This is a genomic window from Bradyrhizobium sp. WSM2793 (assembly GCF_000379585.1).
In the GTDB taxonomy this organism is placed as follows: domain Bacteria; phylum Pseudomonadota; class Alphaproteobacteria; order Rhizobiales; family Xanthobacteraceae; genus Bradyrhizobium.
In genome coordinates this window covers 16,985-43,166 of sequence record NZ_KB902797.1, presented here as the reverse complement: position 1 = coordinate 43,166, position 26,182 = coordinate 16,985, and the positions used below count along the sequence as shown (strand labels likewise).

Here is a 26,182-nt window from a genome sequence, read left to right as displayed (position 1 = left end):
CCGGCAACGCATGCGCCGCAGGCAACGCATGCGTGCCCGGGGTGGCACGGCGCGAGGTGCTGGGCTAGACAGGGCCGCCATTCCAGTGAGGAGATCCGTAAATGAGCATTCAGCGTTTCGAAACCGGCCCGCGCATGAGCCAGGTCGTCGTGCATGGCAACACCGTCTATCTCGCCGGCGTCGTCGCCAACAAGGCCGCCGGCGAAAGCGTGACGAAGCAGACCCAGGACATCCTGGCGACCATCGACGGCCATCTCGCCAAGGCCGGCACCGACAAGTCGAAGCTGCTCTCGGCCACGATCTACATCACCGACATGAAGACGTTCGGCGAGATGAACGCAGTGTGGGACGCCTGGGTCTCGGCCGGCAATACCCCCGCCCGCGCCACTGTCGAAGCCAAGCTGGCGGCGCCGCAATACACCGTCGAGATCATGGTCACGGCCGCGAAGTAATCTTCACGATCAATTCGCATGCGAATGGAGCGCGATGACAACATCATCGCGCTCCATTTTTTTCGCGCGGCTCAGTTCTTTTTGCGCATGATCTGGCCGGAAAACCGCTCTACACTTTTCCGGATCATGCGCATGACCTGCGAGGTAATCGATCGGCGCGCGCGATCCTTCGATAGTCAGGGACAGCCAACCACGGCGTCATTGAAGGAGAGCACCATGACCGACCCCGTCACCATCGCCCGCCGCTACATCGAGCTCTGGAACGAGCGCACCGCCGGCCGGCGCCGCGAGCTGCTCAGCGAAAACTGGACGAGCGATGCGAGCTATGTCGATCCCCTGATGAAGGGCGACGGCCGCGACGGCATCGAGGCGCTGATCGCAGGCGTGCAGCAGCGCTTTCCCGATTTCAGGTTCAAGCTGATCGGCGAGCCCAACGGCTACGGTGATCACATCCGCTTTTCATGGGGACTTGGTGCCGATGGCACCGACAGCCCGATCAAGGGCACGGATTTCGCGGTGCTGAAGGACGGCCGCATCAGAAGCGTGACCGGATTTCTGGATCAGGTGCCGGCCGGGGCGTGAGACCGCTGGCCCTCCTCGTGCAGGCGGGGAGGGCGGCACCCCTCGACGAAGTGATCTTCACGGCTTACCTGTCATGCCGTGCCGCCCCGTATCCTCCAAACATCGGCCGAGCCGGCCACGCTGCTGCCGAGCCGCTTCCAGCAATGGTTCGCGGCCCGCGGCTGGTCGCCGCGCGCGCATCAATTGGCGTTGCTGGAGAAGGCGCGCGAGGACGCTAGCGCGCTGCTGATCGCGCCGACCGGCGCCGGCAAGACGCTGGCGGGATTCCTGCCGACGCTGGTGGAGCTTTCGACCGAGGCGGCCGAACGGAAGGCGGGTAAGAAACAGAGCCTCGTCTCCACCGGCCGCAGCGTGCAGCGCAAGGGCGGCCTGCATACGCTCTATATATCACCGCTCAAGGCGCTCGCTGTCGACATCGCGCGCAATCTGGAGCGGCCGATCGCGGAGATGGCGCTGCCGATCAAGGTCGAGACCCGCACCGGCGACACGCCAGTGTCGCGGCGCCAGCGGCAACGGCGTTATCCGCCTGATGTGTTGCTGACGACGCCCGAGCAGCTTGCCTTGCTGCTGTCCTCGGATGACGCGCCGTTCCTGTTCTCCTCGCTGAAGCGGATCGTGCTCGACGAGCTGCACGCGCTGGTGACGTCCAAGCGTGGCGATCTGCTCTCGCTCGGGCTGGCGCGGCTGTGGCGGCTGGCGCCGCAGATGCGCGCAATCGGGCTGTCGGCAACGGTGGCCGAGCCGGATCAACTCGCGCGCTTCCTGGTGCCGCAGCCCGACGGCAGGGAGCGAGCAGCCGACATCGTCATCGCCGGCGGCGCGGCGCCGCCGCTGGTTGAGATGCTGGATACGCGCGAGCGCCTGCCCTGGGCGGGCCACAGCGCGCGCCATGCGCTTCCTGAGATCTACGAGCTGATCAAGGCGAACAAGACCACGCTGGTCTTCGTCAACACGCGCAGCCAGGCCGAGATGCTGTTCCAGAATCTCTGGAGCATGAATGACGACGGCCTCGCGATTGCGCTGCATCACGGCTCGCTCGACGTCGCCCAGCGTCGCAAGGTCGAGGACGCGATGTCGGCGGGGCGCCTGCGCGGCGTGGTCTGCACCTCCTCGCTCGACCTCGGCGTCGACTGGGGGGATGTCGATCTCGTCGTCAATATCGGCGCGCCAAAGGGCTCCTCGCGCCTGATGCAGCGGATCGGCCGCGCCAATCACCGTCTCGACGAAGCTTCGCGCGCGGTGCTGGTGCCGGCCAATCGTTTCGAAGTGCTGGAGTGCCGCGTCGCTATCGATGCCATTGCCGAGAACGCGCAGGACACGCCGCCCCTGCGCACCGGTGCGCTCGACGTGCTGGCCCAGCACGTGCTCGGCTGTGCCTGCGGCGAGCCGTTCCTCTCCGATGAACTCTATGCCGAAGTGCGCACCGCAGCGCCATACGCCGACTTGTCGCGGCCGGATTTCGACGACGTCGTCGATTTCGTCGCCTCCGGCGGCTACGCGCTGAAGACCTATGAACGCTTTGCCCGCATCAAGCAGGACAAGGAGGGGCGCTGGCGCGTCGCCAATCCCAAGGTGCGGCAGAGCTACCGGATGAATGTCGGCACCATCGTCGAGGATGACATGCTGAAGGTGCGCCTGGTGCGCTCGCGCGGCGGCGGAGCGGGCTCGACCGGCGTCATCGCGCGCGGGGGTCGGTTGCTCGGCGAGATCGAGGAGGCCTTCATCGAGGGCTTGAGCCCCGGCGACACCTTCGTGTTCTCAGGCGAGGTGGTGCGCTATGAAACGCTGGTCGAGGACCAGGTCTATGTCTCCCGCGCCAACGACAAGGACCCGAAAGTGCCGTCCTATATGGGCGGCAAGTTTCCGCTCTCGACCTATCTCGCCGAGCGCGTGCGCCGGCTGCTCGATGACGGCCGCGCCTGGGGCGGCTTGCCGGAGCAGGTGCGCGACTGGTTGTCGCTGCAAAAGGACGTCTCGCGCGTGCCGGCGGTGCGCGAGCTGCTGGTCGAGAGTTTTCCGCGCGCCAACAAGCACTACATCGTTTGCTATCCCTTCGAGGGCCGTCTCGCGCATCAGACCCTCGGCATGCTGCTGACGCGCCGGCTGGAGCGCGCCCGTGCGCGGCCGCTTGGCTTCGTCGCCAACGAATATGCGGTCGCGATCTGGGCGCTCGGTGATCTCTCCTTCATGATCCGCGACGGTCGGATCGATCTCAACGCGCTGTTCGACCCTGATATGCTCGGCGATGATCTGGAGGCCTGGCTCGCCGAGTCAGCACTGATGAAGCGCACGTTCCGCAACTGCGCGATCATCTCCGGGCTGATCGCGCGCCGGCATACCGGCGAGGAGAAGAGCCGCCGCCAGGTGCTGTTCTCGACCGATCTGGTCTACGACGTGCTGCGCAAGCACCAGGCCGATCACGTCCTGCTGCGCGCCGCCCGCGCCGATGCCGCCACCGGCCTGCTCGATCTGCGCCGCCTCAGCGACATGCTGATGCGCATCCACGGCCGCATCACCCACCGGGAACTCGACCGCGTCTCTCCGCTCGCCGTGCCCGTGATGCTGGAAATCGGCCGCGAGTCAGTTTATGGCGAAGCTGCAGACGAGCTCTTGGCCGAAGCCGCCGATGAGCTCGTCAAAGAGGCGATGGATAGAAGCGGGTAAGACGTGACGATTGGCGCGCAGGTTTCAGGAGATGTCGACGACATGCGCGTGTCCACAGTCACCATCAGCGATGTAACCTTCGCCGCCGATCTCTCCGGCGCGCTGTTCTGGGACGAGCAGCGCCTGCTCGTCGTCTCCGACCTGCATCTGGAAAAAGGCTCCAGCTTCGCCACCCGCGGCGTGCTGCTGCCGCCTTACGATACGCTCGCGACCCTGAGCCGTCTCGCTGCTGTCATCTCCCGCCATGATCCGCGCACCGTCATCGCACTCGGCGACAGCTTTCACGACCGCACGGCGCATGAGCGGTTGTCGGCCGACGATCGCGATGCCGTCGCCGCGCTCCAGACCGGCCGCGACTGGATCTGGATTTCCGGCAATCACGATCCCATGCTGCCGCGCGATCTCGGCGGCACCGTCGCGGACGAGGTCGCGATCGGCCCGATCACCTTCCGTCACGAGCCGACCGGTGCGTGCGGCGAGATCGCCGGCCATCTCCATCCCAAGGCGCGCGTCTCCGCGCGCGGCCGCTCGTTGGAGCGCCGCTGCTTCGCCTCCGATGGGATGCGTGCGGTGATGCCGGCGTTCGGCGCCTATGCCGGCGGCCTCAGCATCCGCGACGTCGCCTTCGCGAAGATATTTCCGGCCAATGGTTTTGTCGCCCATTTGCTGGGCGACCGCCGCGTCCACGCCATTGCGGCTTCACGCTGCTTCTGACGCCAAAAATTGGGACAGCACTACGTTCAGTAGTTTTCCGGAATCGCCCAAGCCCGTTGACGGTTCTAACGTTACGCTTGCCGGGGCTGGAATTTCTCATCCCGAACAAGAATTGTAACCGGCGAGGGGCCGCTGCGAAGCGGCCCCTTTCGATTCTGGCAGCCCGTAGCCGGCTTCGGGGCCGTCTCCCGCTCCGCCATAGAACGAATTAAGAACACTTTAGCAAGTCTTTGATATATCATTGTGATTCGGCGCGTCGCCGACACAATATCTAGCGTCTGTCAGACTTTGCGAGGACTACATGTCCACCATCGCCTTCGATCAATTTGCCCTCACCCGGATCGCCGATTTCGCGCGCTCGCTGTCGCGGCTGCATCAGGCGGCACGACGCCAGAGGGTCGACGACGACCAGTTCGACCGCGAGTTCAACGCGGTGTGCCAGTCGATCTGGGGCTACACCATCGACGACGTCAGCGACGACCTGTTCTCGGCCGAGGATCATCTGTTCCTGGACACGCTGGATGAAGCGCAGGCGCGCATCTTCGCGGCCGAGCAGGGCTACGACCTCGTCGGCGATCAGGGCATGCTGACGGACTGGTGGGGCTTCTGCTGGATGATCCTGGCCGAGAAGCGCGGGCTGCTGACGGCGGAAAACCGCGCCGCCGCGCGCGCGGCGATCGAGGAGAAATATCTGGCAGCGCCGAACGTGATCGGGGTGATCATCGGACGATAGTCTCGTGCCCCGGACGCAGTGCAACGCTCTCCCGGCGATGCGAAGCATCGTCCGGTTCAGCGGTGCCCTGCAGCGCCGGGGCCAATGCTCGCCGCGTTCTGGGTCCCGGCTCTGCGCAGCAACGTCAAAGAGCGTTGCAGCGCGTCCGGGACACGAAAGCGACTTCAATCCAGCCCCGCCCGCTTCGCCGGCTTCTGCGCCGCCGACTTCGGCACCGTCACATCGGGCAGCGTCTCACGCACGATCTCCGCAGCCGGCGCATCTGCCGACACCGTCTCCGCCCGCACCGGGGCCACCTTCATCTCGCCGAGGCGGGCGCGGACCTGCGCGGTGAGGCCGGGATAGGAGGCGACCGGGGTGAAGTCGGCGGCCTGGTCATTGCCGACGCGGATGCCGGTATAGGCGACGAGGCCGTCAGTGGTGGCGATCACGTCGCCGGCTTTCAGCGAGGAGTCCAGCGCGAGATCGACCGGGGCAAGGCCGACCGGCTCGCGGCCGTTGCAGGTGCAGTCGGCGCGCAGCGCCTTGCGATAGGCGAACGCGTTCTCGCTGTCGGCGTAGCGCTCGCCGGTCTGCGACGCGGCACCGTCGATTGAGGAGCCGAAATAGACCTTGGTCGCGCTGGCAGGACAGAACGCCTGACACATCTGCGCCGGCGAGGCGAGGCCGCGCATCAGCGGAAAATATTTGCCGTCGCAGCTGCGTACGCAGAAGGCCGGACCGGAGCCGCCGGCCGCCGCCGCGCGGGTCGGCGGCACATATTGCGGGGTTGCGGCATTTTGCTGCCCGGTGAAGGGATCGGCGTAGGAGCTCGACTGTTGCGGCACCTCGCGCTGCGGCCGCTGCTGCTGCATGCCGCCGAAGAAGAAATCGAACAGGCCCTCGGCCGAAACCGGGGCCGGAGCCGCAAGTGCTCCAAGGGTGGCGGCCACAAGCATCGCGCGACGCCGCCGGCGCGCATGGGACAGGACTGTACGCAAACGCTTACTCCACCCGACGCTTCCGAACCGGCTGGGACCTCAAGGGGTCTCAGCACATGATTCACCATAAGGCGCGATGGTAAATGAGCAGTTGAGCGGAGGCGGTTTCAAGACGAGGCGGTGGCCTCTTTAGGGCCGGGCGCAGCTTTGGACGGATGGTTGCGTCCGGGGCACACTGAGGCATGACGGCGAGGGATGTTTCGCCGCGTCAGGCCTTCAAGAATTCCGAGGCCTTGTACAGCGAGCGGAACGGCAGGCCGGCCGCACCGAACGTGTCGGTGGCGCCTTCCTCGCGGTCGACCATGGTCAGCACCAGCACCACCTCGGCGCCGGTCTCGCGCACGGACTCTACTGCCTTCATCGCCGAGCCGCCTGTCGTGGTGACGTCCTCGACGATCACGACGCGCTTGCCGGCGAGCGTCTCGCCCTTGGGCAGGCCCTCGATCGCGAGTTTCGCGCCATGCTCCTTCGGCTTCTTGCGCACGAAGAACGCCGCGATCGGATGGCCCTTGATCCAGGAGATCTGCGCCAGCGCGCCGGCGAGCGGCACCGCGCCCATCTCGAGGCCACCGATGAAATCGAGATTGTCGTCCTTCAGCGCCTCATAGGTCAGCTCGGCGAGCAGGGTCGCCCCCTCGGGGTCAAGCATGGTCGGCTTGAGGTTGAAGTAGAAATCGCTCTTGCGGCCCGACGCGAGCGTCACCTCGCCGCGACCGAATGAGCGCCGGCGGATGATTTCGAACAGGCGGGCGCGGGAGGCTGATTTCGACACGGCGGTCCCTCGGGAGCGTTTTTGGAGGAGGCGGAATTTATCCGCGACGGCCGCGACATTCCAGAGGGGGCGTCCCTCGTCAACAGGGATCGGCCATCCCGGACCGCCGGTTGTGGGGGCGCGACCTTCTGGAGTAGGTGGAATGCCAATCTGTTGGGGAAGGACATGGGAATGACCATCGAGCTGCACACCTGGAACACGCCGAACGGCCGCAAGATCTCAGTCGCGCTGGAGGAGATGGGGCTGCCCTACAAGGTGATCCCGGTGAACATCACCAAGGGCGAGCAGATGGCACCCGGGTTCCTCAAGCTCTCCCCGAACAACAAGATCCCGGCGATCGTCGATCCTGAAGGCCCGGACGGCAAGCCCGTCAGCATCTTCGAATCAGGCGCGATCCTGCTCTATCTCGGTGAAAAGACCGGCAAATTCCTGCCGAAATCGCTGGGCGCCCGCATCCCGGTCTATGAATGGCTGATGTGGCAGATGGGCGGCTTCGGCCCGATGCCGGGCCAGGTGCACCATTTCATCGCACTCGAGAACGAGCACGACCGCGCCTACGGCCTGAAGCGCTACATGGCGGAGACCCGCCGGCTCTACGGCGTGCTCGACCGCCAGCTGGACGGCCGCGACTTCGTTGCCGGCGAGCTCTCGATTGCCGATTTTGCCATCCTGGGCTGGGCCTGGCGCCACCCTCGCCACAAGGTTGAGCTGACCGACTTCGCCAACGTCAAGCGCTGGTACGAGACCCTGATGGCCCGCCCGGCGGTGAAGCGGGGCATGGACGCGAAGCTGGATTGATCTGACGCTGTCGTCGCCCGGCTTGACCGGGCGACCCAGTATTCCAGAGACGGCGGTGATTGATCCGAGCGGCCGCGGCGTACTGGATGCCCCGGTCAAGCCGGGGCATGACAGTGTGCCTCACACCTTCTTCGCTTCGACCGCCATCCGCACCGCGAGGCCGGCCAGCACCGTGCCCATCAGCCAGCGCTGCACCAGCATCCAGCTTGGCCGGTTCGCCAGGAATAGCGCGATCGATCCCGCCGCGAGCGCGATCATCGCGTTGACGCTGACGCTGATCGCAATCTGGATTGCCCCGAGCACGACCGACTGCGTCAGCACGCTGCCGGCGGTGGGATCGATGAACTGCGGCAGCAGCGCGAGATACAGCATCGCGATCTTCGGGTTGAGCAGGTTGGTGACAAAACCCATCGCGAACAATTTGCGCGGGCTGTCGATCGCGAGCTGCTTCACCTGGAATGGCGAGCGTCCGCCCGGCTTCACCGCCTGCCAGGCAAGCCACAGCAGATAACCCGCGCCGGCAAAGCGCAGCGCGTCATAGGCGAAGGGAATGGCCAGCAGCAGCGCCGTGATGCCGAACGCCGCGCACAGCATGTAGAACACGAAGCCGAGCGCCACGCCGCCGAGCGAGACGATGCCCGCCGCCGGTCCTTGCGTGATCGAGCGCGAGATCAGGTAGATCATGTTCGGCCCCGGCGTGAGCACGAGGCCAAGGCAGACGAGGGCGAAGCCGAGCAGGGCAGAGGTGTGGGGCATGGGTGAACCGGTGCGGGAGATGGCACGGTTCTAATATGCGAGGCGAGGTGGGGCCATCGCGCAATTGCTCGGAGGACAATTCAGGTTCTCGCATGTCACTCCAACGTCGTCCCCGCGAACGCGGGGACGACACCGACTGTGTGGCGTCAGCGAGCGCAAGCGGGGAGAAGTAAAAGAAGAACTAATGCGCCTCGTCCCAATTATTCGCGGCGCGCGCATCGACATGCAGCGGCACCGACAGCAGCACCGCCGGGAACGGCGCGTCCTGCATCACGTGCTGCACGACCGGCAGCGTCGCCTCGACCTCCGCGTCGGGGACCTCGAAGATCAATTCGTCATGCACCTGCAGCAGCATTTGCGCCGACAGCTTCTTCTCGGCGAGGGCATCCTCCACCCGCGTCATGGCGCGGCGGATGATGTCGGCCGCGGTGCCCTGCAGCCGCGCGTTGATCGCGGCGCGCTCGTTGAAGGCGCGCACCGAGGCGTTTGAGGCCTTGATGTCGGGGTAGTGGCATTTGCGGCCGAACAGCGTCGTGACGTAGCCATTCTGCCGGCAGAAATCGCGCGTCTCGTCCATATAGGCGCGGATGCCGGGGAAGCGCTCGAAATATTTCTTGATGTAGGCCGAGGCTTCCTCGCGGGCGATGCCGAGCTGGTTGGCGAGGCCAAAGGCCGAGATGCCGTAGATGATGCCGAAATTGATCGCCTTGGCGCGGCGGCGGATCTCGCTCGGCATGCCCTTGATCGGCACACCGAACATCTCCGACGCCGTCATGGCGTGAATGTCGAGACCGTCGCGGAACGCCTGCTTCAGCACGGGAATGTCGGCGATCTCCGCCAACAGCCGCAGCTCGATCTGCGAATAATCGGCGGACACCAGCTTGTGCCCCGGTGTCGCAATGAAGGCGCGGCGGATTTTTCTGCCATCCTCGGTGCGCACCGGAATGTTCTGCAAATTCGGCTCGTTCGACGACAGCCGTCCCGTCGTGGTCGCGGCCAGCGCGTAGGTGGTGTGCACGCGGTGGGTCTGCGGATTGACGTAGGTCGGCAGCGCGTCGGTGTAGGTCGATTTCAGCTTGGAGACCTGGCGCCATTCCAGGATCTTCTTCGGGAAGTCGTGGCCCTGCTCGGCGAGCTCGTCCAGCACCTGCGCGGTGGTCGACCATGCCCCGGTCTTGGTCTTGGTGCCGCCTGACAGTCCCATCTTGCCGAACAGGATGTCGCCGATCTGCTTCGGGCTGCCGACATTGACCGGCTCGCCCGCGATCTCCTGGATCTCGGCCTCGACGCGCGCTGCGGTCTGGGCAAAGTCGCCGGACAGCCGCGACAGCACCTGGCGGTCGATCGAGATGCCGCGCCGCTCCATGCGCGCAAGCACCGCGACCAGCGGCCGCTCCAGCGTCTCGTAGACCGCGGTCATGTGCTCGGCGACGAGGCGCGGCTTCAGCACGCGCCAGACGCGCAAGGCGACGTCGGCGCTTTCGGCCGACAGCGCCGCGGCCTTGTCGATCGGCACCTGGTCGAAGGTGATCTTGCCCTTGCCGCTGCCGAGCAGCTCGCTCTCCTTCAGCATGGCGTGTCCGAACCAGCGCTCGGACAGCGATTCGATCGCATGCGAGCCGCGGCCGGCATCGAGCACATAGGAGATCAACTGCGCATCGTCGGTGTTGCGCAAGGTGATGCCGTGCTGCGCCAGCATGACGGCGGTGAATTTGAGGTCGAAGCCGATCTTGAGAATGCCCGCCGATTCCAGCACCGGCCGCAGCGCTTCGATCGCATCCGTGTGCTTGACCTGATCCGGCGCAAGGCCGGCGTCGAACAGGCCGGCGCCGCCGCCAGCTTGCTTGTGCGCCAGCGGCAGATAGCAGGCCTCGTTCGGCGCCAGCGCCAGCGCGATGCCGCAGAAATCGGCCTGCATCGGATCGATCGAGTTTCCGCGGATTTCGACCGCGACATGACCGGTATCGTGGATGCGCGCGATGAAGGCGTTGAGCTCCTTGAGCGACTTGATCGTTTGATATTTGGCGCGATCGACCGGAAGCTTGCGCAGCGCCTCTTCGCGCGCGGCGGCCAGCGAGATCGGGGCGCCCTTCGCGCTCGCAGCCTTGTCCTCCTTGCCCGCTGACTTGTTGGGCTCTTTCGCCCGGGCTTGCGCCGACGTATCGCCGCCCGGCGCAGGCACGACATCCGAGGGCGGCAGCGTCGTGAACACGCTGGCGCCGCTGGCATAGCCAGGGTCGGCATCGACATTGGCGGGATCGATTTGCGAATATTCGGCGACGCGCCGCGTCAGCGTCGTGAATTCCATGGCTTTCAGGAAGGCGACCAGCTTGCGTGCGTCGGGCTCGTGGACCACGAGGTCGTCCAGCGGCACCTCGAGGTCGACCTTGTCGTCGAGTAGCACGAGCTGCCGCGAGATCCGCGCTTTCTCGGCATTCTCGAGCAGCGCCTCGCGCCGCTTGGGCTGCTTGATCTCGCCGGCGCGGAACAACAGTTGATCGAGGTCGCCATATTCGGTGATCAGCTGCGCCGCCGTCTTGATGCCGATGCCGGGCACGCCGGGCACGTTGTCGGTGGAATCGCCGGCCAAAGCCTGCACCTCGACGACCTTGTTCGGCGGCACGCCGAATTTTTCGATCACCTCGGGGATGCCGATGCGGCGATCCTTCATGGTGTCGTACATGGTGACGCAATCGGTGACGAGCTGCATCAAATCCTTGTCGGAGGACACGATGGTCGCGCTGGCGCCGCGCTCGCAGGCCTGTCGCACATAGGTTGCGATCAGGTCATCGGCCTCGAAGCCCACTTGTTCCAGGCAGGGCAGGTCGAAGGCGCGGACCGCCTCGCGGATCAGCGCAAATTGCGGGATGAGATCGTCAGGCGCCGGCGCCCGGTGGGCCTTGTACTCGGGGTAGATCTTGTTGCGGAACGTGACCTCCGACTTGTCGAAGATGATCGCGAGGTGCGTCGGCCGGTTGTCTTCCGGCATGTCGCGCAGCAGCTTCCACAGCATGTTGCAGAAACCGAGCACGGCGTTGACCTGCAGGCCGTCGGACTTGCGGTTCAGCGGCGGCAGCGCGTGATAGGCGCGGAAGATGTAGCCGGAACCGTCGACCAGGAAGACGTGGTCGCCCTTGCCGGCCGCTTTCGCTGCAACCGGTTTGGCAGCAGCTGGCGCGGCGGGCTTGGTGTCGGCGGCCTTGGGCGCGGCAGCCTTGGTGTCAGCTTTGGCGGTCGTCTTCGGGGATGTTTTGGGCATGGCCGCAATGTATGAATTTTTGCGGGCTTTGACAGCCTTGGGAGGGGGATTTTTGGCTTGCTGGTGCCACTATCCCCCGCTGTCATTCCCCGCGGAAGCGGGGAATCCAGTACGCCGCGGCCTATCGGTCGACAACGACTGCTTCTGGAATACTGGGTCGCCCGGTCAAGCCGGGCGACGACAGCGAGAGCGTGACTACTTCGCCGCCTGCAACACCGGCCCGGCCTTCTTTGGCGCGATCCAGAGCGCGTCCGGCCGTTCGAACAGGAAGTGCGCATTGAACAGCAAGGCGCCCCGCCAGATCGCGAGCGCTCCGACCACGCCGACAATGGTGACGATTAGCGACACCGTGCCGATATCGGGAATGATGCCGGTGCGCAGCAGCAGCGTCCGCGTCGCCGCCATCGGCAGGAAGAAGGCGAGATAGATCACGATCGAATGCTCGCCGCAGAAGCGGAAAAAATTTAGCCACTGCGCGCGCGCGAGCAGCGTGCCCATCGTGATGATGGCGCAGGCACCGGCAAAGCCGAGCACGAGCGAGACGATCTTCCATTCGCTGGCCCCCGACCCGACCAGGCTGGCATTGACCAGCACCCAGGTCGCGAGCGCTGCGAGCGCAAGGGCGGGATGTTTCCGCGCGCGATCCGACAGCGCGAACACGTAAGGTGCGAACAGATAGCCCGAATAGAAATAGACGAAGCGTGAGCAGAACTCGTCGATGGCGGTCCAGCCGGTCGAGATGCGGGCCGTCTCCAGGGCGGCGGCGACCAGCCAGATCGCGAGCGGCGGGAATTTGCGTGTCAGTTTTGTGACGACGAAGAAGACCGGCAGCAGATAGATGAACCACAGCGTGCCGAACGGCTCGATGAAGGATTCAAGATACAGGAGGCCAACGTGGTGCCAGCTCGACTCCGCCGCGAAAGCCGGCGCCTTGAAGCCGAATTGGATCGTCACCCAGACGACATAGAAATAGGCGAAATGCACCACCTTGCGGTCGAGATAGGTTCGCCAGTCCCGATCGATCACCAGCGGCAGGAACAGGCCCGAGATCAGGAAGAAATCCGGCATCCGGAACGGCTTTGCGAAGGCCACGGCGACATGCATGAAACCGGTCTCGCCGGCGGCGAGCTCGACCCCCAGCACCGAATGCATCATCACGACCATGATGATGCAAATGCCTTTAGCGTAGTCGATCCAGTCGACACGCGCGGCAGAAGGGGCTTGGCTGCCTCCGCTCCCTGCGATTGTGCCAGATGGTGCCATGGTGTCTCTTTTCGAGGCGCGTTCCGCCCGTCCTGTTCGGGGGCGGGGCAGTGTGGGGCCTGCACGGTTTCCGACTTCTTTACCGGTTCAATTCCCATGCCGCTTTTTTGCCTGCGGACTGTTCCCTCCCCTCGGGAAAATGCTAAACCGCCCCGTGTCGGGGTTTCGTTAACCAATCTAAAACAGGGATTTTCATGCGCATCGCGATGATCGGCACGGGTTACGTGGGACTGGTGTCCGGAGCCTGCTTTGCTGATTTCGGTCACGACGTCACCTGCGTCGACAAGGACGAGAAGAAGATCGCGGCGCTCCATCGCGGCGAGATCCCGATCTACGAGCCCGGGCTCGACGAGCTGGTTGCGACCAACGTCAAGGCCAAGCGGCTCGACTTCACCACCGATTTGTCCAAGCCGGTCGCCGATGCCGATGCCGTGTTCATTGCCGTCGGCACGCCGTCGCGGCGCGGCGACGGCCACGCCGACCTCTCCTATGTCTACGCCGCAGCGAAAGAGATCGCGCGGTCGCTCACCGGTTTCACCGTCGTGGTGACGAAGTCGACCGTGCCGGTCGGCACCGGCGACGAGGTCGAGCGCATCATCCGCGAGGCCAATCCCAACGCCGACGTCGTGGTCGCCTCGAACCCCGAGTTCCTGCGCGAGGGCGCGGCGATCCGTGACTTCAAGTTTCCCGATCGCGTCGTGGTCGGCACCTCCGACGAGCGCGGCCGCAAGGTGATGGGCGACATCTACCGTCCGCTGTCGTTGAACCAGGCGCCGCTGATGTTCACGGAGCGTCGCACCGCCGAAATGATCAAATACGCCGCGAATGCGTTCCTCGCGACCAAGATCACCTTCATCAACGAGATCGCCGATCTCTCCGAAAAAGCGGGCGCCAACGTCCAGGAGGTGGCGCGCGGCATTGGCCTCGACAACCGCATCGGCACCAAATTCCTGCATGCCGGTCCCGGGTTTGGCGGCTCGTGCTTCCCGAAGGACACCAAGGCCCTGATCAAGATCGCGCAGGACTACGATGTCTCCTTGCGCATCGTCGAATCCGTGCTGGCGGTCAACGAGAACCGCAAGCGCGCGATGGCGCGCAAGGTGAGTCAGGCGCTCGGCGGCTCGTTGCGCGGCAAGACCATTGCGGTGCTCGGCCTCACCTTCAAGCCAGACACCGACGACATGCGCGATGCGCCGTCGATCCCGCTGGTGACGGGCCTGATCGACATGGGCGCGAAGGTCAAGGCGTTCGATCCCGTCGGCATGGAGCAGGCCAAGGGCGAGCTGCCCGACATCACCTATTGCGAGGACGCCTATTCCTGCGCGCAAGGCGCTGACGCGCTCGTCATCGTCACCGAATGGGTGCAGTTCCGTGCGCTCGATCTCGACCGGCTGAAGAGCGTCATGGCGCAGCCCGTGGTCGTCGACCTGCGCAACATCTACCGCCCCGAGGACATGGAAGCCGCCGGCTTCACCTATGACAGCATCGGCCGGCCGCCTGTGCAGGGCTGATCGCCACACACGATTGTCATACCCCGCGAAGGCGGGGTATCCAGTAATCCCGATCTTCGTGATGATCGGGATCTGAGTTGACTGGATCACCCGCCCGGCGCGCAAGGCGGGTGATGACGGATGCGAGATCTTGCCCCGCAGTTTCGACACGCCCCTCCCGATCGATGCCGTGCTCGACGATTTGTCGCGCACGCTGGAGGCCAACAATGCCGCCGTGCTGGTGGCGCCGCCCGGCGCCGGCAAGACCACGCGCGTGCCGCTGGCGCTGCTCGATGCGCCCTGGGCGAAGGACAAGAAGATCATTGTGCTGGAGCCGCGGCGCATCGCGGCGCGGGCCAGCGCCGACCGCATGGCCAAATCGCTGGGCGAACGCGCCGGCGAGACCGTCGGCTATCGCGTCCGGTTCGGCTCGAAGATCTCGCGCACCACGCGCATCGAGGTGGTGACCGAGGGCATCTTCACCCGCCAGATCCTCGACGATCCCGAGTTGTCAGGCGTTGCCGCCGTCCTGTTCGATGAATTCCACGAGCGCTCGCTCGATGCCGACATGGGCCTGGCGCTCGCCCGTGACGCCCAAACCGGGCTGCGCGAAGATTTGCGCATCCTCGTAATGTCGGCCACGCTCGATGGCGCGCGCGTTGCAAAGCTGCTTGGCGATGCGCCCGTCGTCGCGAGCGAGGGCCGCGCCTTCCCCGTCGAGACGCGCTATCTCGGCCGCAAGGCGGATGTGCCGATCGAGCGGCAGATGGCGGATGCGATTGCATCCGCGCTGCGTGCCGACAGCGGCTCCGTGCTGGCATTCCTGCCGGGCGCCGCCGAAATCCGTCGCACCCAGAACTTTCTCAGCGAACGCGTGCAGGACGCCAGCATCGAAATCGTGCCGCTGTTCGGCGCGCTCGATGCCGCCGTGCAGGACCGAGCCATTGCGCCGGCGCCCAAGGGCACGCGCAAGGTGGTGCTGGCGACGTCGATCGCGGAGACCTCGCTGACGATCGAAGGCGTGCGCATCGTGGTCGATTCCGGTCTTGCCCGCGTGCCGCGCTACGAGCCGGACATCGGGTTGACGCGGCTCGAGACCGTGCGCGCCGCGCGCGCGGCAGTGGATCAGCGCCGCGGTCGCGCCGGCCGTACCGAGCCAGGTATCTGCTACCGGCTCTGGGACGAGCCGCAGACGGCTTCACTCGTGCCGTACACGCAACCGGAAATTCTCAGCGCGGATCTCTCCTCGCTGGTGCTCGATCTCGCGCAATGGGGCGTCAGCGATCCCGCCGCGCTGTCGTTCCTCGATCCGCCGCCGGCGCCCGCGTGGAAAGAGGCAAAAAGCCTCCTCTCCGAGCTCAACGCGCTCGATGGCGATGGCCGCATCACCGCAGAGGGAAAAAGCCTGCGTGCGCTGGCGCTGCCGCCGCGGCTGGCGCGCATGATCGTGGATTCGCATCGCGCAGGCGAGGGCGAGGCCGCCGCCGAGATCGCGGCCATCATCACCGAGCGCGGGCTTGGCGGTGACAGCGTCGATCTCGAGCACCGGCGCGATCAATTCCGCCGCGACCGCTCGCCGCGCGCCGGCAGCGCCCGCGATCTGGCACGGCGCTGGGCCTCGCAAGTGGCGGCTTCGGAGAAGGCGGGACCGCAGGATGATCTTTCGACGGGTTTGATGCTCGCCTATGCGTTCCCGGACCGCGTCGCGCGCAATCGCGGCAATGGCAGTTTCGTGCTGGCCAACGGCCGCGGCGCCGCCGTCGAGCAAACCTCATCGCTCGCCCGCGCGCCCTACATCGCGATCGGCGAGATGACGGGAACGGCGGCGAGCGGGCGCATCCTGCTCGCTGCGCAGATCACTGAGAGCGAGATCGAGCGGCATTTCGCCGAGCATATCGAGAGCGCCGACGAGATCTCGTTCGATCGCGGGGCGATGGCGCTGCGCGCGCGGCGCAAGCGCGTGCTGCACGCGATCACGCTGTCCGAGGCGACACTGGCCGTGTCGCCCTCCGAGGACACCGCGCGTATTTTCGCGGATGGATTGATCGCCGCCGGCCTTGATCGGTTGCCTTGGTCGAAGGCTGCAAAGCAATGGCGCGACCGGGTGATGTTCCTGCGCAAGGCCGAGGGCGACAGCTGGCCAGACCTGTCCAACGAGGGATTGATCGCGCGCCGCGACGACTGGCTGGTGCCGGCGCTCTACGACAAGATCGCGCTCAAGGACATCTCGCCCGGCGATCTCTCCGACGCGCTGATGGCGCTGCTGCCGTGGGAGATGCGCGCGCGGCTCGAGCGCGAGGCGCCGACGCATTTCGAGGCGCCGACAGGAAGCGTGCTCGCGATCGACTACGAGGCCGAGCAGGGGCCGACCATCGCGGTGCGGCTGCAGGAATTGTTCGGCCTCAACAGCCATCCCTCCATCGCGGCCGGCAAGGTGCCGCTGGTGCTGGAATTGCTGTCGCCGGCGCAGCGCCCGGTGCAGGTGACGCGCGACCTTCCCGGTTTCTGGCGCGGCAGCTACGCCGCGGTCCGTTCCGACCTGCGCGGCCGCTATCCCCGTCATCCCTGGCCGGACGATCCGGCCAGCGCAGTGCCGACCCGACGCGCCAAGCCGCGCGGGACGTGAGGGCGCGTTAACCGTCCGCTCATCCTTTTCGTCAAAATAGCATCGCTCTGGCCGCAGCAATGCTCGCGGCCTGGCGTGTCGCGTGTTGAAATCGGGCTTTCCGGCTCGGAAGTGGTGTGATGCGTAACATTATGATCATCGCAGCCGTCATGATCGGCCTCGGCACCTTCATGGCGCAGATGGCGGACAAGATGAGCTCCGCCTCCGCAACTTCGGTGCCGCGCACCACGGTCGCCGTCGCGACGACTGCACCCGCCGGGGGCCGCAGCCTTGCCATTTCCCGCGATGGCCGCGGTCATTTCCAGACCGAGGGCCGGATCGACGGCCAGCGCATCGGCTTCATGCTCGACACCGGCGCCTCCGTGGTTGCGCTGAATGAGACCTCGGCCGCCCGCTTCGGCCTGCGTCCCTCGCGCGGCGATTACAACGCCACCGTCTCCACCGCCAACGGCACCATCAAGGCCGCGCGCACCCGCATTGCGATGCTCGAGGTCGGCGGTCTGGTCGTGCGCGACGTCGATGCCATGGTGCTGCCCGACGAGGCGCTGTCGGAAAACCTGCTCGGCCTCTCCTTCCTCTCCCGCCTGAAGCGCTTCGAATATTCCAACGGCCAGATGGTGCTGGAGCAATAGGCGGAGCCTTTCGCGATCAAGCGCCGTCCATTTCAAGATAGCTATTTGCCTCGACCGCCCTCGCGGTAACGTTTCTTCGTTACCAAACTGCCGCAATTATCGGCCATAAGCCTTCATTCCCGCCTTCCGCTGCGGCCTGGCATTCGCTAAGGCTGCATCAATTCCTGCCCTTTTTCACGAGACCGTCTCAATGTTCCCCAAGCCGAAATCCGTATTGCTGCCCAACACCTACGCCTTCGAATCCGAGCCGATGGTGAAGCCCACGGGCTTTCGCGAATACGACGCGCGCTGGTTGTTCCAGAAGGAAATCAACCTGATGGGTGTGCAGGCGCTCGGCATGGGGCTGGGCGCGCTGATCGCCGAGCTCGGCGTCAAGCAGGAGATCGTCACTGGCCACGACTTCCGTGGCTATTCGGCCTCGATCAAATACGCGCTGATCTCCGGCCTGATGGCGGCGGGCTGCAAGGTGCACGACATCGGCCTCGCTGTGACGCCGATGGCCTATTTCGCGCAGTTCGATCTCGACGTGCCCGCTGTCGCGATGGTGACCGCCTCGCACAACGACAATGGCTGGACCGGCGTGAAGATGGGCGCCAACCGTCCGCTGACCTTCGGTCCCGACGAGATGACGCGGCTGAAGGAGATCGTGCTGGGCGCCGAATTCAAGAACAAGGCCGGCGGCTCCTACCAATTCCACGAGAACTATCCGGCGCGCTACATCGCCGATCTCACCTCTCGTCCGAAGCTGAAGCGCAAGCTCAAGGTCGTTGCGGCCTGCGGCAACGGCACCGCCGGCGCCTTCGCGCCGCAGGTGCTGGAGGCGATCGGTTGCGAGGTGATTCCGCTCGACACCGAGCTCGACCACACCTTCCCGAAATACAATCCGAACCCCGAAGACATGGAGATGTTGCACGCGATCCGCGATGCGGTGCTGCATCACAAGGCCGATGTCGGCCTCGGCTTCGACGGCGACGGCGACCGCTGCGGCGTCGTCGACAATACCGGCGAGGAGATCTTTGCCGACAAGGTCGGCGTGATGCTGGCGCGCGACATGTCGGCGATTCAGAAGGACGCGCAGTTCATCGTCGACGTGAAATCGACCGGCCTGTTCGTCACCGATCCGGTGCTGCAGAAGCAGGGCGCGAAGGTCGCCTATTGGAAGACCGGCCATTCCTACATGAAGCGCCGCACCAACGAGACCGGCGCGCTGGCGGGCTTCGAGAAGTCCGGCCATTTCTTCTTCAACAAGCCGTATGGACGCGGCTATGACGACGGCCTGGTGTCGGCGATCGCGATCTGCGACATGCTCGACCGCGCGCCGGGCAAGTCGATGGCGGACCTGAAGAACGCGCTGCCTAAGACATGGTCGTCGCCGACCATGTCGCCACATTGCGCCGACGAGACCAAATACGGCGTCATCGACCAGGTGGTGAAGCATTTTGAGGGCTTGCAGGCCAAGGGCGCCAAGATCGGCGGGCAGGCAATCCGTGATCTCGTCACCGTCAATGGCGTGCGCGTCACGGTCGAGGACGGCAGCTGGGGCCTGGTGCGCGCCTCCTCCAACAAGCCCGAGCTCGTCGTCGTGGTCGAGAGCCCGGTCTCCGAGCAGCGCATGCACGACATGTTCGAGATGGTGAACTGCGTGCTGCGCACGCATCCCGAGGTCGGCGAGTACAATCAGAAGATTTGAGGTTGCTCGAGTGAGGCACGATCCGTGCCTGTCTCTCCGCTGTCATTCCCCGCGAAAGCGGGGAATCCAGTACGCCGCAGCTTCTCCGTATCCAATCGCTGTCTCTGGAATACTGGATCGCCCGGTCTTCGCCGGGCGATGACAGCGTCCGTGCAGCGCGACCTACGCCGCCACCACCGCCGGGATCGGCAGCGCGGTGACCGACTTGATCTTCTCCATTGCGAAACGCGAGGTGACGTTCTTCAGCGGCACGGCGCTGATCAGCTTCTTGTAGAACACGTCATAGGCCTGCATGTCCGCGACCACGACGCGCAGCATGTAGTCGACGTCGCCAGCCATGCGATAGAACTCCATCACCTCGGGCATGGCGCTGACGGCTTCGGCGAATTTCTTCAGCCAGGCGTCGGAATGATCGGAGCTTTCCACCGACACGAACACGGAGATGCCGAGCCCGATCTTGTTCTGGTCGACCAGGGCCACCCGTTTCAGGATCACGCCGTCAGCCTCCAGGCGCTGGATGCGCTTCCAGCAGGGGGTCGAGGACAGTCCGACGCGGTCGCCGATCTCGGCGACGGACAGGGAGGCATCCTCCTGCAGAACCATCAGGATCTTACGGTCGATGGCATCGAGGCGGCGGCTGGTCTCGGGGATCTGGACGGCGACGTCGGTCATTTGAAGAACTTTGTTCCATTTAAGGGGCTGATTTCCCTGATATAGAGAAAATCTTTCCCCAGCAAGCCCATAATCTCGGCTCATCAATGGAATTGCTCTACGGCCTTCCTCGCAAAAACTCTTCAACTTCAATGCGTTGGGGTGCAGCCATGCCACCGCCGTGGCGGGTGCATTTCAGTGCTGCCGCGGCCGCGGCGAATCGCAGCGCCTGCCGCACGTCGCCGCCCTCAGCGAGGCCGAGTGCGAAGGCGCCATGAAAGACGTCGCCGGCGCCGAGCGTATCGACCGCCTGGACCGGGAAGGCCGCGGTCTCCTCCAGCTCGCCTGTCTCGTTCAGCCAGATGGTACCAAGCGGGCCGCGGGTTGCGGCAAGGAAGGCGGGCGTCAGCCTGGCCAGGCGTTGCAACGCTTCGGCGTCGTCGGCGATGCCGGCGGTCTCCTGCACCTGCTCGCTGGCGAACAGCAGATGCGAGCCGGCGGTCAGCAGGCCGTCCTGCAACGACATCGCGCGATCGACGCCGACGATGACGGGAATGCCGCGTCGCCGGGCCTCGGCGCAGAGATCAATGCAGAATGAGGCACAGCGGCTTTCGACGAGGACGGCGCGGCAATCGGCCAGCAATTCGTCGGCATCAGGCAGCTTCACGCTCCACAGGCCGGGATCGCGATAGATCGTGAGCGTCCGTTCGCCCGAGGGCTCGATCATGATCGCGGACACCGGCGTGGTCACATCAGGCATGCGCACGATGTGCGTGGTGTCGATGCCCTCCTGCGCCATTTGGTCGAGGATGAAGCCGCTCGACGTTTCCCGCGCATCGCCCATGGGACCTGCGAAAAAGACGCGGCCACCAAGTCGCGCAATCGCGATGGCGGCATTGAGCGCGTTGCCGCCGCAGATCTCGGCGAGATGGCTGGCGTTGGCCTTGCTGCCGCGCGCCGGCACGGCCTCGACCCGAAAGGTGAGGTCGCGCACGGGTATGCCGATACAGAGGATTCGCGGTGCGATCCCGGATGCGGCCACGGCGGTCAGCTCTTGTCGTGGACCCAGCGGCCGAGCAAATGATGGGCGATGGCGAAGGGATGCGGGCCGGCGAGTCCGTCCGGATGCGTTCGCGTCAGCATCAGGGCTGCCTCCTCGCGCGTGAACCAGCGCGCATCCTCCAGCTCTGAGTGATCGACGACGATGTCCTCGCTCACAGCCCGCGCGCTGCAGCCGATCATCAGCGACGACGGATAGGGCCAGGGCTGCGTCATGTAATATTGCACGTCGGTGCAGCGGATTCCGGATTCTTCCAGGATCTCGCGGCGCACCGCGTCCTCGATGGTCTCGGCGGCCTCGACAAAGCCGGCGAGGCAGGAATACATCCCTGCCGGAAACTGCTTCTGGCGGCCAAGCAGGCACTTGTCGCCGGAGGCGACGTGCATGATCACGACAGGGTCAGTCCGGGGAAAATGCTCGGCCTTGCAAGCCGGGCATTCGCGCTTCCAGCCGCCTTCCTTCATCGCGCTGCGAGAGCCGCAATTGGCGCAATAGCCGTGGCGCTGGTGCCAACCGACCATCGACTTCGCCATCGCGATCGCCGACAGCTCGTCGGGGGGAATCGCGCCCTGCATCGCCATGCCGCGCAGCTCGGTCACGGTGTAGTCCTCGCGTCCGACCAGCTTCTCGGCCGCGGCCTGCGACAGGCCCATGCCGAACATCGCGGCGCCGTCCCGCAGCCCCAGGAAGATCGTGCCGGGATTGGCGCCGCACTTCAGCGCCTCGTCGATCGAGAGCAGCGCGCGAATCTTGTCGCCCTCGCGCTTGATCAGGAGCGAGTCGCGGTAAACGACATAGGCGCGCGAGGAGGGCTTCTGCTCCATCGCGAACAGCTTTTGGTCGTCGCGGCGCAGATGCGCGGCGCGATCGAGGATGTTGGTGACGAAGGCCGGCTGTCCCAGCGGAAATGCGTTGAATGCTGACATTATCGTTCTTTCAACCCAACCAGATCTTGCGGCGAAGCGCGCTGATGAAATTCTGAACCTCTGCGGCGTCATGCGCCAATGGCGGCATCACGCCCCAGACCGGCCGCGGCCAGGCCGCATCGCTGGTGCGCCGCGCGATGATGTGAACATGAAGCTGCGGCACGAGGTTGCCGAGCGCCGCGACATTGAGCTTGTCGCATCTGGTGATCTCCTTCAGCGCGCGCGAGACGCGGGAGATCTCCGTCATCAGCTGCGCCTGCTGCACCTCGTCGAGATCGATGATCTCGACCGCATCAGTGCGCCGCGGCACCAGCAGCAGCCAGGGATAATGCGCGTCCTTGATGACCAGCACCTTCGACAGCGGCAGATCGCCGATGTCGATGGTGTCCTCTTTCAGGCGGGAGTGCAGCGTCCAGGCGGGTTCGGGCATGAAGGTTTCCGGATGGCCCGATCGGCTCGGGCGTGTTTGGCCCGACCATACGATAGGGAGTTGGCAAGGGGAAGGATGGCGTCCCGCTCTTGCTGCATACACGGTCGTCGTTTGAAGCGTCGTTCCGCGGTACAACGACCTGTGTTCATCGTTAGATCACGCGGTACGGGTCCTGGCGTTCGCCGGGACGACAGCGGAGTTTGTAGCTGCGACCGCAGGCTCACACCTCCGCCAGCACCCGCGCATTGGCGCGGATCGAGGCCTCGCTGACGCGAATGCCGAGGCCGGGACCATCGGGCACCACGACATGGCCGGCGCGGTTGGCGACGCGCTCCTCCAGCACGTCCTCGGTCAGCACATGATGGGGCATGTAGAATTCGCAGCCGAGCGAAATGCCAGGCGTCGCCGCAATCAGCTGCGTGCCGGCGGCTAGGCCAATGCCGCCTTCCCACAGCGTGCCGCCATAGCCGGGCAGGCCGGCGATGTCGGCGATGGCCATGATCGCCTGCGCCTCGAACAGGCCGCCGGCCTTCATCAGCTTGATCGAAACGGCGTCGGCCGCCTCGCGGCGCACCACTTCCATCATGTCGCGGCGGTCGAAGCAGCTTTCGTCGGCAAGCACGGGCGTTTCCAGCGCCGCGGTGAGCTGGGCCATCACGTCGAGATATTTGCGCGGCACCGGCTGCTCGATGAAGGTCGGCGCGAACTCTTCGACGTCGCGCAAAATCTTGATGGCGCCGAACGGCGCGAGAGCCTGGTTGTAATCGACGCGCAGATCGACCTTGTCGCCGAACTCCTTTCGGATCGCTTCGAGATGGTCGAGATCCTCGCGATGCGGCTTCACGCCGGTCTTGACCTTGTAGATGACATTGCCGTCCGGAACCATTTTTCGCATGCGCTCGAGATCGGCGGCGAAATTCGGATCGGCGATGGAGAAGGAGAGGGGAATGGTGTCGCGCACGGGGCCGCCGAGGAGGTCGGCGACCGAGAGCCCCGACGATTTGCCGACGATGTCGAGCAGCGCCATCTCGATGGCGACCTTGGCTTCGGCATGGCCGACCAGCGCGCGATCGAGCTCGGCCATCAGTGCGCGGATGCGGCGCACCGGCTTTTCGAGGACGATGGGACGCAAGTAGATATCGAGCGCGGCGAACGCGGCTTCCGGCGTTCCCGTGAACACTTCCCACGGCGCCGCCTCGCCCCAGCCGACCACGCCGTCGCTCGCGGTGAGCTCGATCAGCACGCGCTTCACCGTGCCCATGACGTTGCCGACGCCCTGCAGGCGCGCCATCTTGATCGGGCTCTCGATCAGGAACAGCCTGAGACGTTCGACGGTTGCTTCGCTCATGTCAGGCCTCCATTGACGTGCCAGACCTGGCCGGTGACGTAGGATGCTTTTGGGGATGCCAGGAAGGCGATGATCTCGGCGACCTCTTCCGGTCGCCCGCGGCGGCGCATCGGGATCAGCGCTTCGGTCGCGGCGATCTGCTCGGGCAACAGCCGGCTCTCGCTCGGCTTGTCCTTGACGATGAGGCCGGGCGACACCGCGTTGACGGTGATGCCGTCGCTGGCGAGCTCGATCGCGGTCAGTCGCACCAAGGCTTCCAGCGCGGAACGGCTCGCGGCCGTTGCCGCGAACGGTGCGAATTCGGGCCGGATCGCATGTGCGACGAAGGAGGACACGGCGACGATCCGTGCATTTTGCCCTGCGCGCAGCAGTGGGAGCGCCGCCTCGACCATTCGCGTGAAGGCCAGCGCTGACTCATCCATCGCCTGCCGGAATTGATCCGCCGGCGTGCCGATCGCGCTGCCGCGGCGGGCATGGCCGCCGACCAGGATCAATCCGTCGAGCCGGCCGAAGGCGGCTTTCGCAGCGGCGATGGCGTCGGTGGCCGCGCTCTCCTCGGCGAGATCGCCAAGGCAACTTGCTGCCACGGCGCCCTTCGCTTCAATGTCCGCCGCGGTGGCTTGAAGCCCCTCTGCGTTCGATCGCGTGTGGAGCAGAAGCCCTACGCCCGGCGCGGCGAGCAGTTTGGCGGTGGCACGGCCGATGCCGCTGGCGGCACCGGTGACGAGATAGACGCGGTTGATGTCGGACATCACGATGCCGTTGTGGCCGGCGGCAATGCGCCGGTGCGGTGGAAATGGCTGAGGAAGGCGCGGGTGGCGGCTTCCTTTGGGTTGTCGATGACCTGCCGCGCGGGGCCTTCCTCGACCACGACGCCATCGCGCATGAAGATGAGGCGGTCGGCGACCTCGCGGGCAAAAGCGATCTCGTGGGTCACGATCACCATGGTCATGCCTTCGGAGGCCAGTTGCTGGATCACGTTCAGCACCTCACCGACCAGTTCGGGATCAAGCGCGGAGGTCGCCTCGTCGAACAGCATCACGTCAGGCTCCATCGCCAGCGCGCGCGCAATCGCGACGCGCTGCTTCTGTCCGCCGGACAGCGTCGCCGGATATTGGTCGGCCTTCTCCGCAAGCCCCACCTTGGCGAGCTGCGTCCGCGCAAGCTTTTCGGCGTCGGCCTTGGCCATGCGCCGCACCGTGACCGGTCCCTCCATCACGTTCTCAAGCGTCGTCATGTGCGGGAACAGATTGAAATGCTGGAACACCATGCCGGTGGTGGCGCGGAATTTTGCCAGCGTCTTCACGTCGGGCAGCTTCGCACCGTCACCGAACGCAAAGCGCGTGTCGCCGACACGAACGCTGCCGCCATCGGGCACGACCAGCAGATTGATGCAGCGGAGCAGCGTCGACTTGCCCGAGCCCGACGGGCCGATCAGCGCGACCACGCCGCCCTTGGCGACGTCGAGATTGATGTTCTTCAAAACCTCGTTGCTGCCAAAGCTCTTGCGCAGGCTGCGGATCTCGATCTTTTGCGTCTCGCTCATTCGCTGACCGCCAATCGCTTCTCGCCGCGGCGGACGAGGATGGTGAGCGGGATCAGGATCGCCGCATAGGCGACCGCGACCGCGGTGTAGGTCTCCAGCGGCCGGTAGCTGTCATGGGCGGCGACCTGGCTCTGATAGACGAGGTCGGGCACTGCCAGCACCGAGACCAGCGAGGTGTTCTTGAACTGGATGATCGACTGGTTCATCAGCGCCGGGATCATGCGCTTGATCGCCTGCGGCAGCACGATGCGCCGCATGGTCTGGATCGGCGTCATGCCCAGCGCGGCGCCGGCTTCGGACTGCCCGCGGTCGATCGAGATGATGCCGCCGCGGATGATTTCCGAATAGAACGAGCCGCCATAGAGCGAGAGCGCCAGCGCCGAGGCCGTGATCGGCGTCATCTCGACGCCGGCGAGGATCGGCAGCGCGTAATAGAACCAGATCAGCTGCACCAGGATCGGCGTGCAGCGAAACGCCTCGATGAAGGTGAGGGCGAGCAGGCGCAACGCCCTAAAGCGCGACAGGGTGCCGAACGCCCCAAACAGGCCGAACAGCAGCCCGCACACGACGATGACCACGGTGAAGCCGACGGTGACGCCAAGCCCGTTGAGAAAGAGCCAGCGATAGTTCCAGAGGATGCCAAAGTCCCACTGATACATGTGTGTTTTTACTCAGCCGGCGAAAAGCTTGGAACGGTGTCGCGTCGTTCTCGGTGCACCTCTCCCGCTTGCGGGGGAGGTCGACGCGCTCGGCAGCGCACTTGCGCGCCAGAGCGCGGCGGGTGGGGGCTCTCTCCTCTAGGGGAGTCTC

23 protein-coding genes are annotated in these 26,182 nt (G+C 65.3%); 10 read left to right on the top strand and 13 right to left on the bottom strand.

Annotation, left to right across the window (positions count from 1 at the left end; genetic code table 11):
* Window positions 1-101 precede the first annotated feature (101 nt).
* The 5 genes from A3AS_RS0127825 (at window position 102) to A3AS_RS0127805 (ending at window position 5,145) form a co-directional block, all read left to right on the top strand.
* Window positions 102-452, top strand: a complete 351-nt coding sequence (locus A3AS_RS0127825) for a RidA family protein (protein ID WP_018320814.1) — start codon at window positions 102-104, stop codon at window positions 450-452.
* 216 nt (window positions 453-668) lie between these two features.
* On the top strand, window positions 669-1,034 hold the full coding sequence (locus A3AS_RS0127820) for a nuclear transport factor 2 family protein (RefSeq protein ID WP_026202426.1): 366 nt from the start codon (window positions 669-671) through the stop codon (window positions 1,032-1,034).
* Window positions 1,035-1,112: 78 nt separating this feature from the next.
* Window positions 1,113-3,698 (top strand): ligase-associated DNA damage response DEXH box helicase, encoded by a 2,586-nt coding sequence (locus tag A3AS_RS0127815; RefSeq protein ID WP_018320812.1) that lies wholly within the window; start codon window positions 1,113-1,115, stop codon window positions 3,696-3,698.
* Between the two features lie 42 nt (window positions 3,699-3,740).
* Window positions 3,741-4,412 carry a ligase-associated DNA damage response endonuclease PdeM gene (gene pdeM / locus A3AS_RS0127810; RefSeq protein WP_049815010.1) on the top strand — a complete coding sequence of 224 codons (672 nt, stop codon included), beginning with the start codon at window positions 3,741-3,743 and terminating at the stop codon, window positions 4,410-4,412.
* A gap of 301 nt (window positions 4,413-4,713) precedes the next feature.
* Window positions 4,714-5,145: a hypothetical protein gene (locus A3AS_RS0127805; RefSeq protein ID WP_018320810.1), complete on the top strand. Its 432-nt coding sequence runs from the start codon at window positions 4,714-4,716 to the stop codon at window positions 5,143-5,145.
* Between the two features lie 164 nt (window positions 5,146-5,309).
* On the opposite strand, the gene A3AS_RS0127800 is transcribed toward A3AS_RS0127805, so the two are convergent.
* Both A3AS_RS0127800 and pyrE read right to left on the bottom strand, forming a co-directional pair.
* Window positions 5,310-6,083, bottom strand: coding sequence for a DUF2865 domain-containing protein (locus tag A3AS_RS0127800; protein WP_049815009.1), 774 nt, complete (start codon window positions 6,081-6,083; stop codon window positions 5,310-5,312).
* 250 nt (window positions 6,084-6,333) lie between these two features.
* Entirely contained in the window at window positions 6,334-6,897 is a 564-nt protein-coding gene (gene pyrE / locus A3AS_RS0127795; RefSeq protein ID WP_018320808.1) for an orotate phosphoribosyltransferase, read from the bottom strand.
* A gap of 171 nt (window positions 6,898-7,068) precedes the next feature.
* On the opposite strand from pyrE, the gene A3AS_RS0127790 reads away from it, so the two are divergent.
* Window positions 7,069-7,695 carry a glutathione S-transferase family protein gene (locus A3AS_RS0127790; RefSeq protein WP_018320807.1) on the top strand — a complete coding sequence of 209 codons (627 nt, stop codon included), beginning with the start codon at window positions 7,069-7,071 and terminating at the stop codon, window positions 7,693-7,695.
* 120 nt (window positions 7,696-7,815) lie between these two features.
* Here the strand turns inward: A3AS_RS0127790 and A3AS_RS0127785 are convergent, their stop codons facing one another.
* The 3 genes from A3AS_RS0127785 to A3AS_RS0127775 form a co-directional block, all read right to left on the bottom strand.
* Complete coding sequence (locus tag A3AS_RS0127785) at window positions 7,816-8,451, bottom strand: LysE family translocator (RefSeq protein ID WP_018320806.1); 636 nt, start codon at window positions 8,449-8,451, stop codon at window positions 7,816-7,818.
* 181 nt (window positions 8,452-8,632) lie between these two features.
* Window positions 8,633-11,710 carry a DNA polymerase I gene (gene polA / locus A3AS_RS0127780; protein WP_018320805.1) on the bottom strand — a complete coding sequence of 1,026 codons (3,078 nt, stop codon included), beginning with the start codon at window positions 11,708-11,710 and terminating at the stop codon, window positions 8,633-8,635.
* 195 nt (window positions 11,711-11,905) lie between these two features.
* Window positions 11,906-12,973 carry an acyltransferase family protein gene (locus A3AS_RS0127775; RefSeq protein WP_018320804.1) on the bottom strand — a complete coding sequence of 356 codons (1,068 nt, stop codon included), beginning with the start codon at window positions 12,971-12,973 and terminating at the stop codon, window positions 11,906-11,908.
* 194 nt (window positions 12,974-13,167) lie between these two features.
* Here A3AS_RS0127775 and A3AS_RS0127770 point away from each other — a divergent pair, with 194 nt between their 5' ends.
* From A3AS_RS0127770 to A3AS_RS0127755, 4 genes are all read left to right on the top strand, one after another.
* A complete protein-coding gene (locus A3AS_RS0127770) occupies window positions 13,168-14,484 on the top strand; it encodes a UDP-glucose/GDP-mannose dehydrogenase family protein (protein ID WP_018320803.1) in 1,317 nt (438 codons plus the stop codon).
* 130 nt (window positions 14,485-14,614) lie between these two features.
* Complete coding sequence (gene hrpB, locus A3AS_RS0127765) at window positions 14,615-17,089, top strand: ATP-dependent helicase HrpB (protein WP_018320802.1); 2,475 nt, start codon at window positions 14,615-14,617, stop codon at window positions 17,087-17,089.
* A gap of 119 nt (window positions 17,090-17,208) precedes the next feature.
* Window positions 17,209-17,721, top strand: coding sequence for a TIGR02281 family clan AA aspartic protease (locus A3AS_RS0127760; RefSeq protein ID WP_026202424.1), 513 nt, complete (start codon window positions 17,209-17,211; stop codon window positions 17,719-17,721).
* A 190-nt stretch (window positions 17,722-17,911) separates the two neighbouring features.
* Complete coding sequence (locus tag A3AS_RS0127755; protein ID WP_018320800.1) at window positions 17,912-19,411, top strand: phosphomannomutase/phosphoglucomutase; 1,500 nt, start codon at window positions 17,912-17,914, stop codon at window positions 19,409-19,411.
* A 162-nt stretch (window positions 19,412-19,573) separates the two neighbouring features.
* On the opposite strand, the gene A3AS_RS0127750 is transcribed toward A3AS_RS0127755, so the two are convergent.
* The 8 genes from A3AS_RS0127750 to A3AS_RS0127715 all read right to left on the bottom strand — a co-directional run bounded on the left by A3AS_RS0127750 (window position 19,574) and on the right by A3AS_RS0127715 (window position 26,031).
* Entirely contained in the window at window positions 19,574-20,083 is a 510-nt protein-coding gene (locus tag A3AS_RS0127750; protein ID WP_018320799.1) for an Lrp/AsnC family transcriptional regulator, read from the bottom strand.
* Window positions 20,084-20,180: 97 nt separating this feature from the next.
* Window positions 20,181-21,104, bottom strand: a complete 924-nt coding sequence (locus tag A3AS_RS0127745) for a sugar kinase (protein WP_018320798.1) — start codon at window positions 21,102-21,104, stop codon at window positions 20,181-20,183.
* Window positions 21,105-21,109: 5 nt separating this feature from the next.
* Window positions 21,110-22,048 (bottom strand): NAD(+) diphosphatase, encoded by a 939-nt coding sequence (nudC, locus tag A3AS_RS0127740; protein ID WP_018320797.1) that lies wholly within the window; start codon window positions 22,046-22,048, stop codon window positions 21,110-21,112.
* A 10-nt stretch (window positions 22,049-22,058) separates the two neighbouring features.
* A complete protein-coding gene (locus A3AS_RS0127735; RefSeq protein WP_026202423.1) occupies window positions 22,059-22,478 on the bottom strand; it encodes an HIT domain-containing protein in 420 nt (139 codons plus the stop codon).
* 220 nt (window positions 22,479-22,698) lie between these two features.
* Window positions 22,699-23,826: a muconate cycloisomerase family protein gene (locus tag A3AS_RS0127730; protein ID WP_018320795.1), complete on the bottom strand. Its 1,128-nt coding sequence runs from the start codon at window positions 23,824-23,826 to the stop codon at window positions 22,699-22,701.
* Window positions 23,823-24,578, bottom strand: a complete 756-nt coding sequence (locus tag A3AS_RS0127725) for an SDR family NAD(P)-dependent oxidoreductase (RefSeq protein WP_018320794.1) — start codon at window positions 24,576-24,578, stop codon at window positions 23,823-23,825. Before A3AS_RS0127725 ends, A3AS_RS0127730 begins: the two co-directional genes overlap by 4 nt.
* Window positions 24,578-25,372 carry an amino acid ABC transporter ATP-binding protein gene (locus A3AS_RS0127720; protein ID WP_018320793.1) on the bottom strand — a complete coding sequence of 265 codons (795 nt, stop codon included), beginning with the start codon at window positions 25,370-25,372 and terminating at the stop codon, window positions 24,578-24,580. The genes A3AS_RS0127725 and A3AS_RS0127720 overlap by 1 nt, the downstream gene beginning before the upstream one ends.
* Complete coding sequence (locus A3AS_RS0127715) at window positions 25,369-26,031, bottom strand: amino acid ABC transporter permease (protein WP_018320792.1); 663 nt, start codon at window positions 26,029-26,031, stop codon at window positions 25,369-25,371. The genes A3AS_RS0127720 and A3AS_RS0127715 overlap by 4 nt, the downstream gene beginning before the upstream one ends.
* Window positions 26,032-26,182 lie beyond the last annotated feature (151 nt).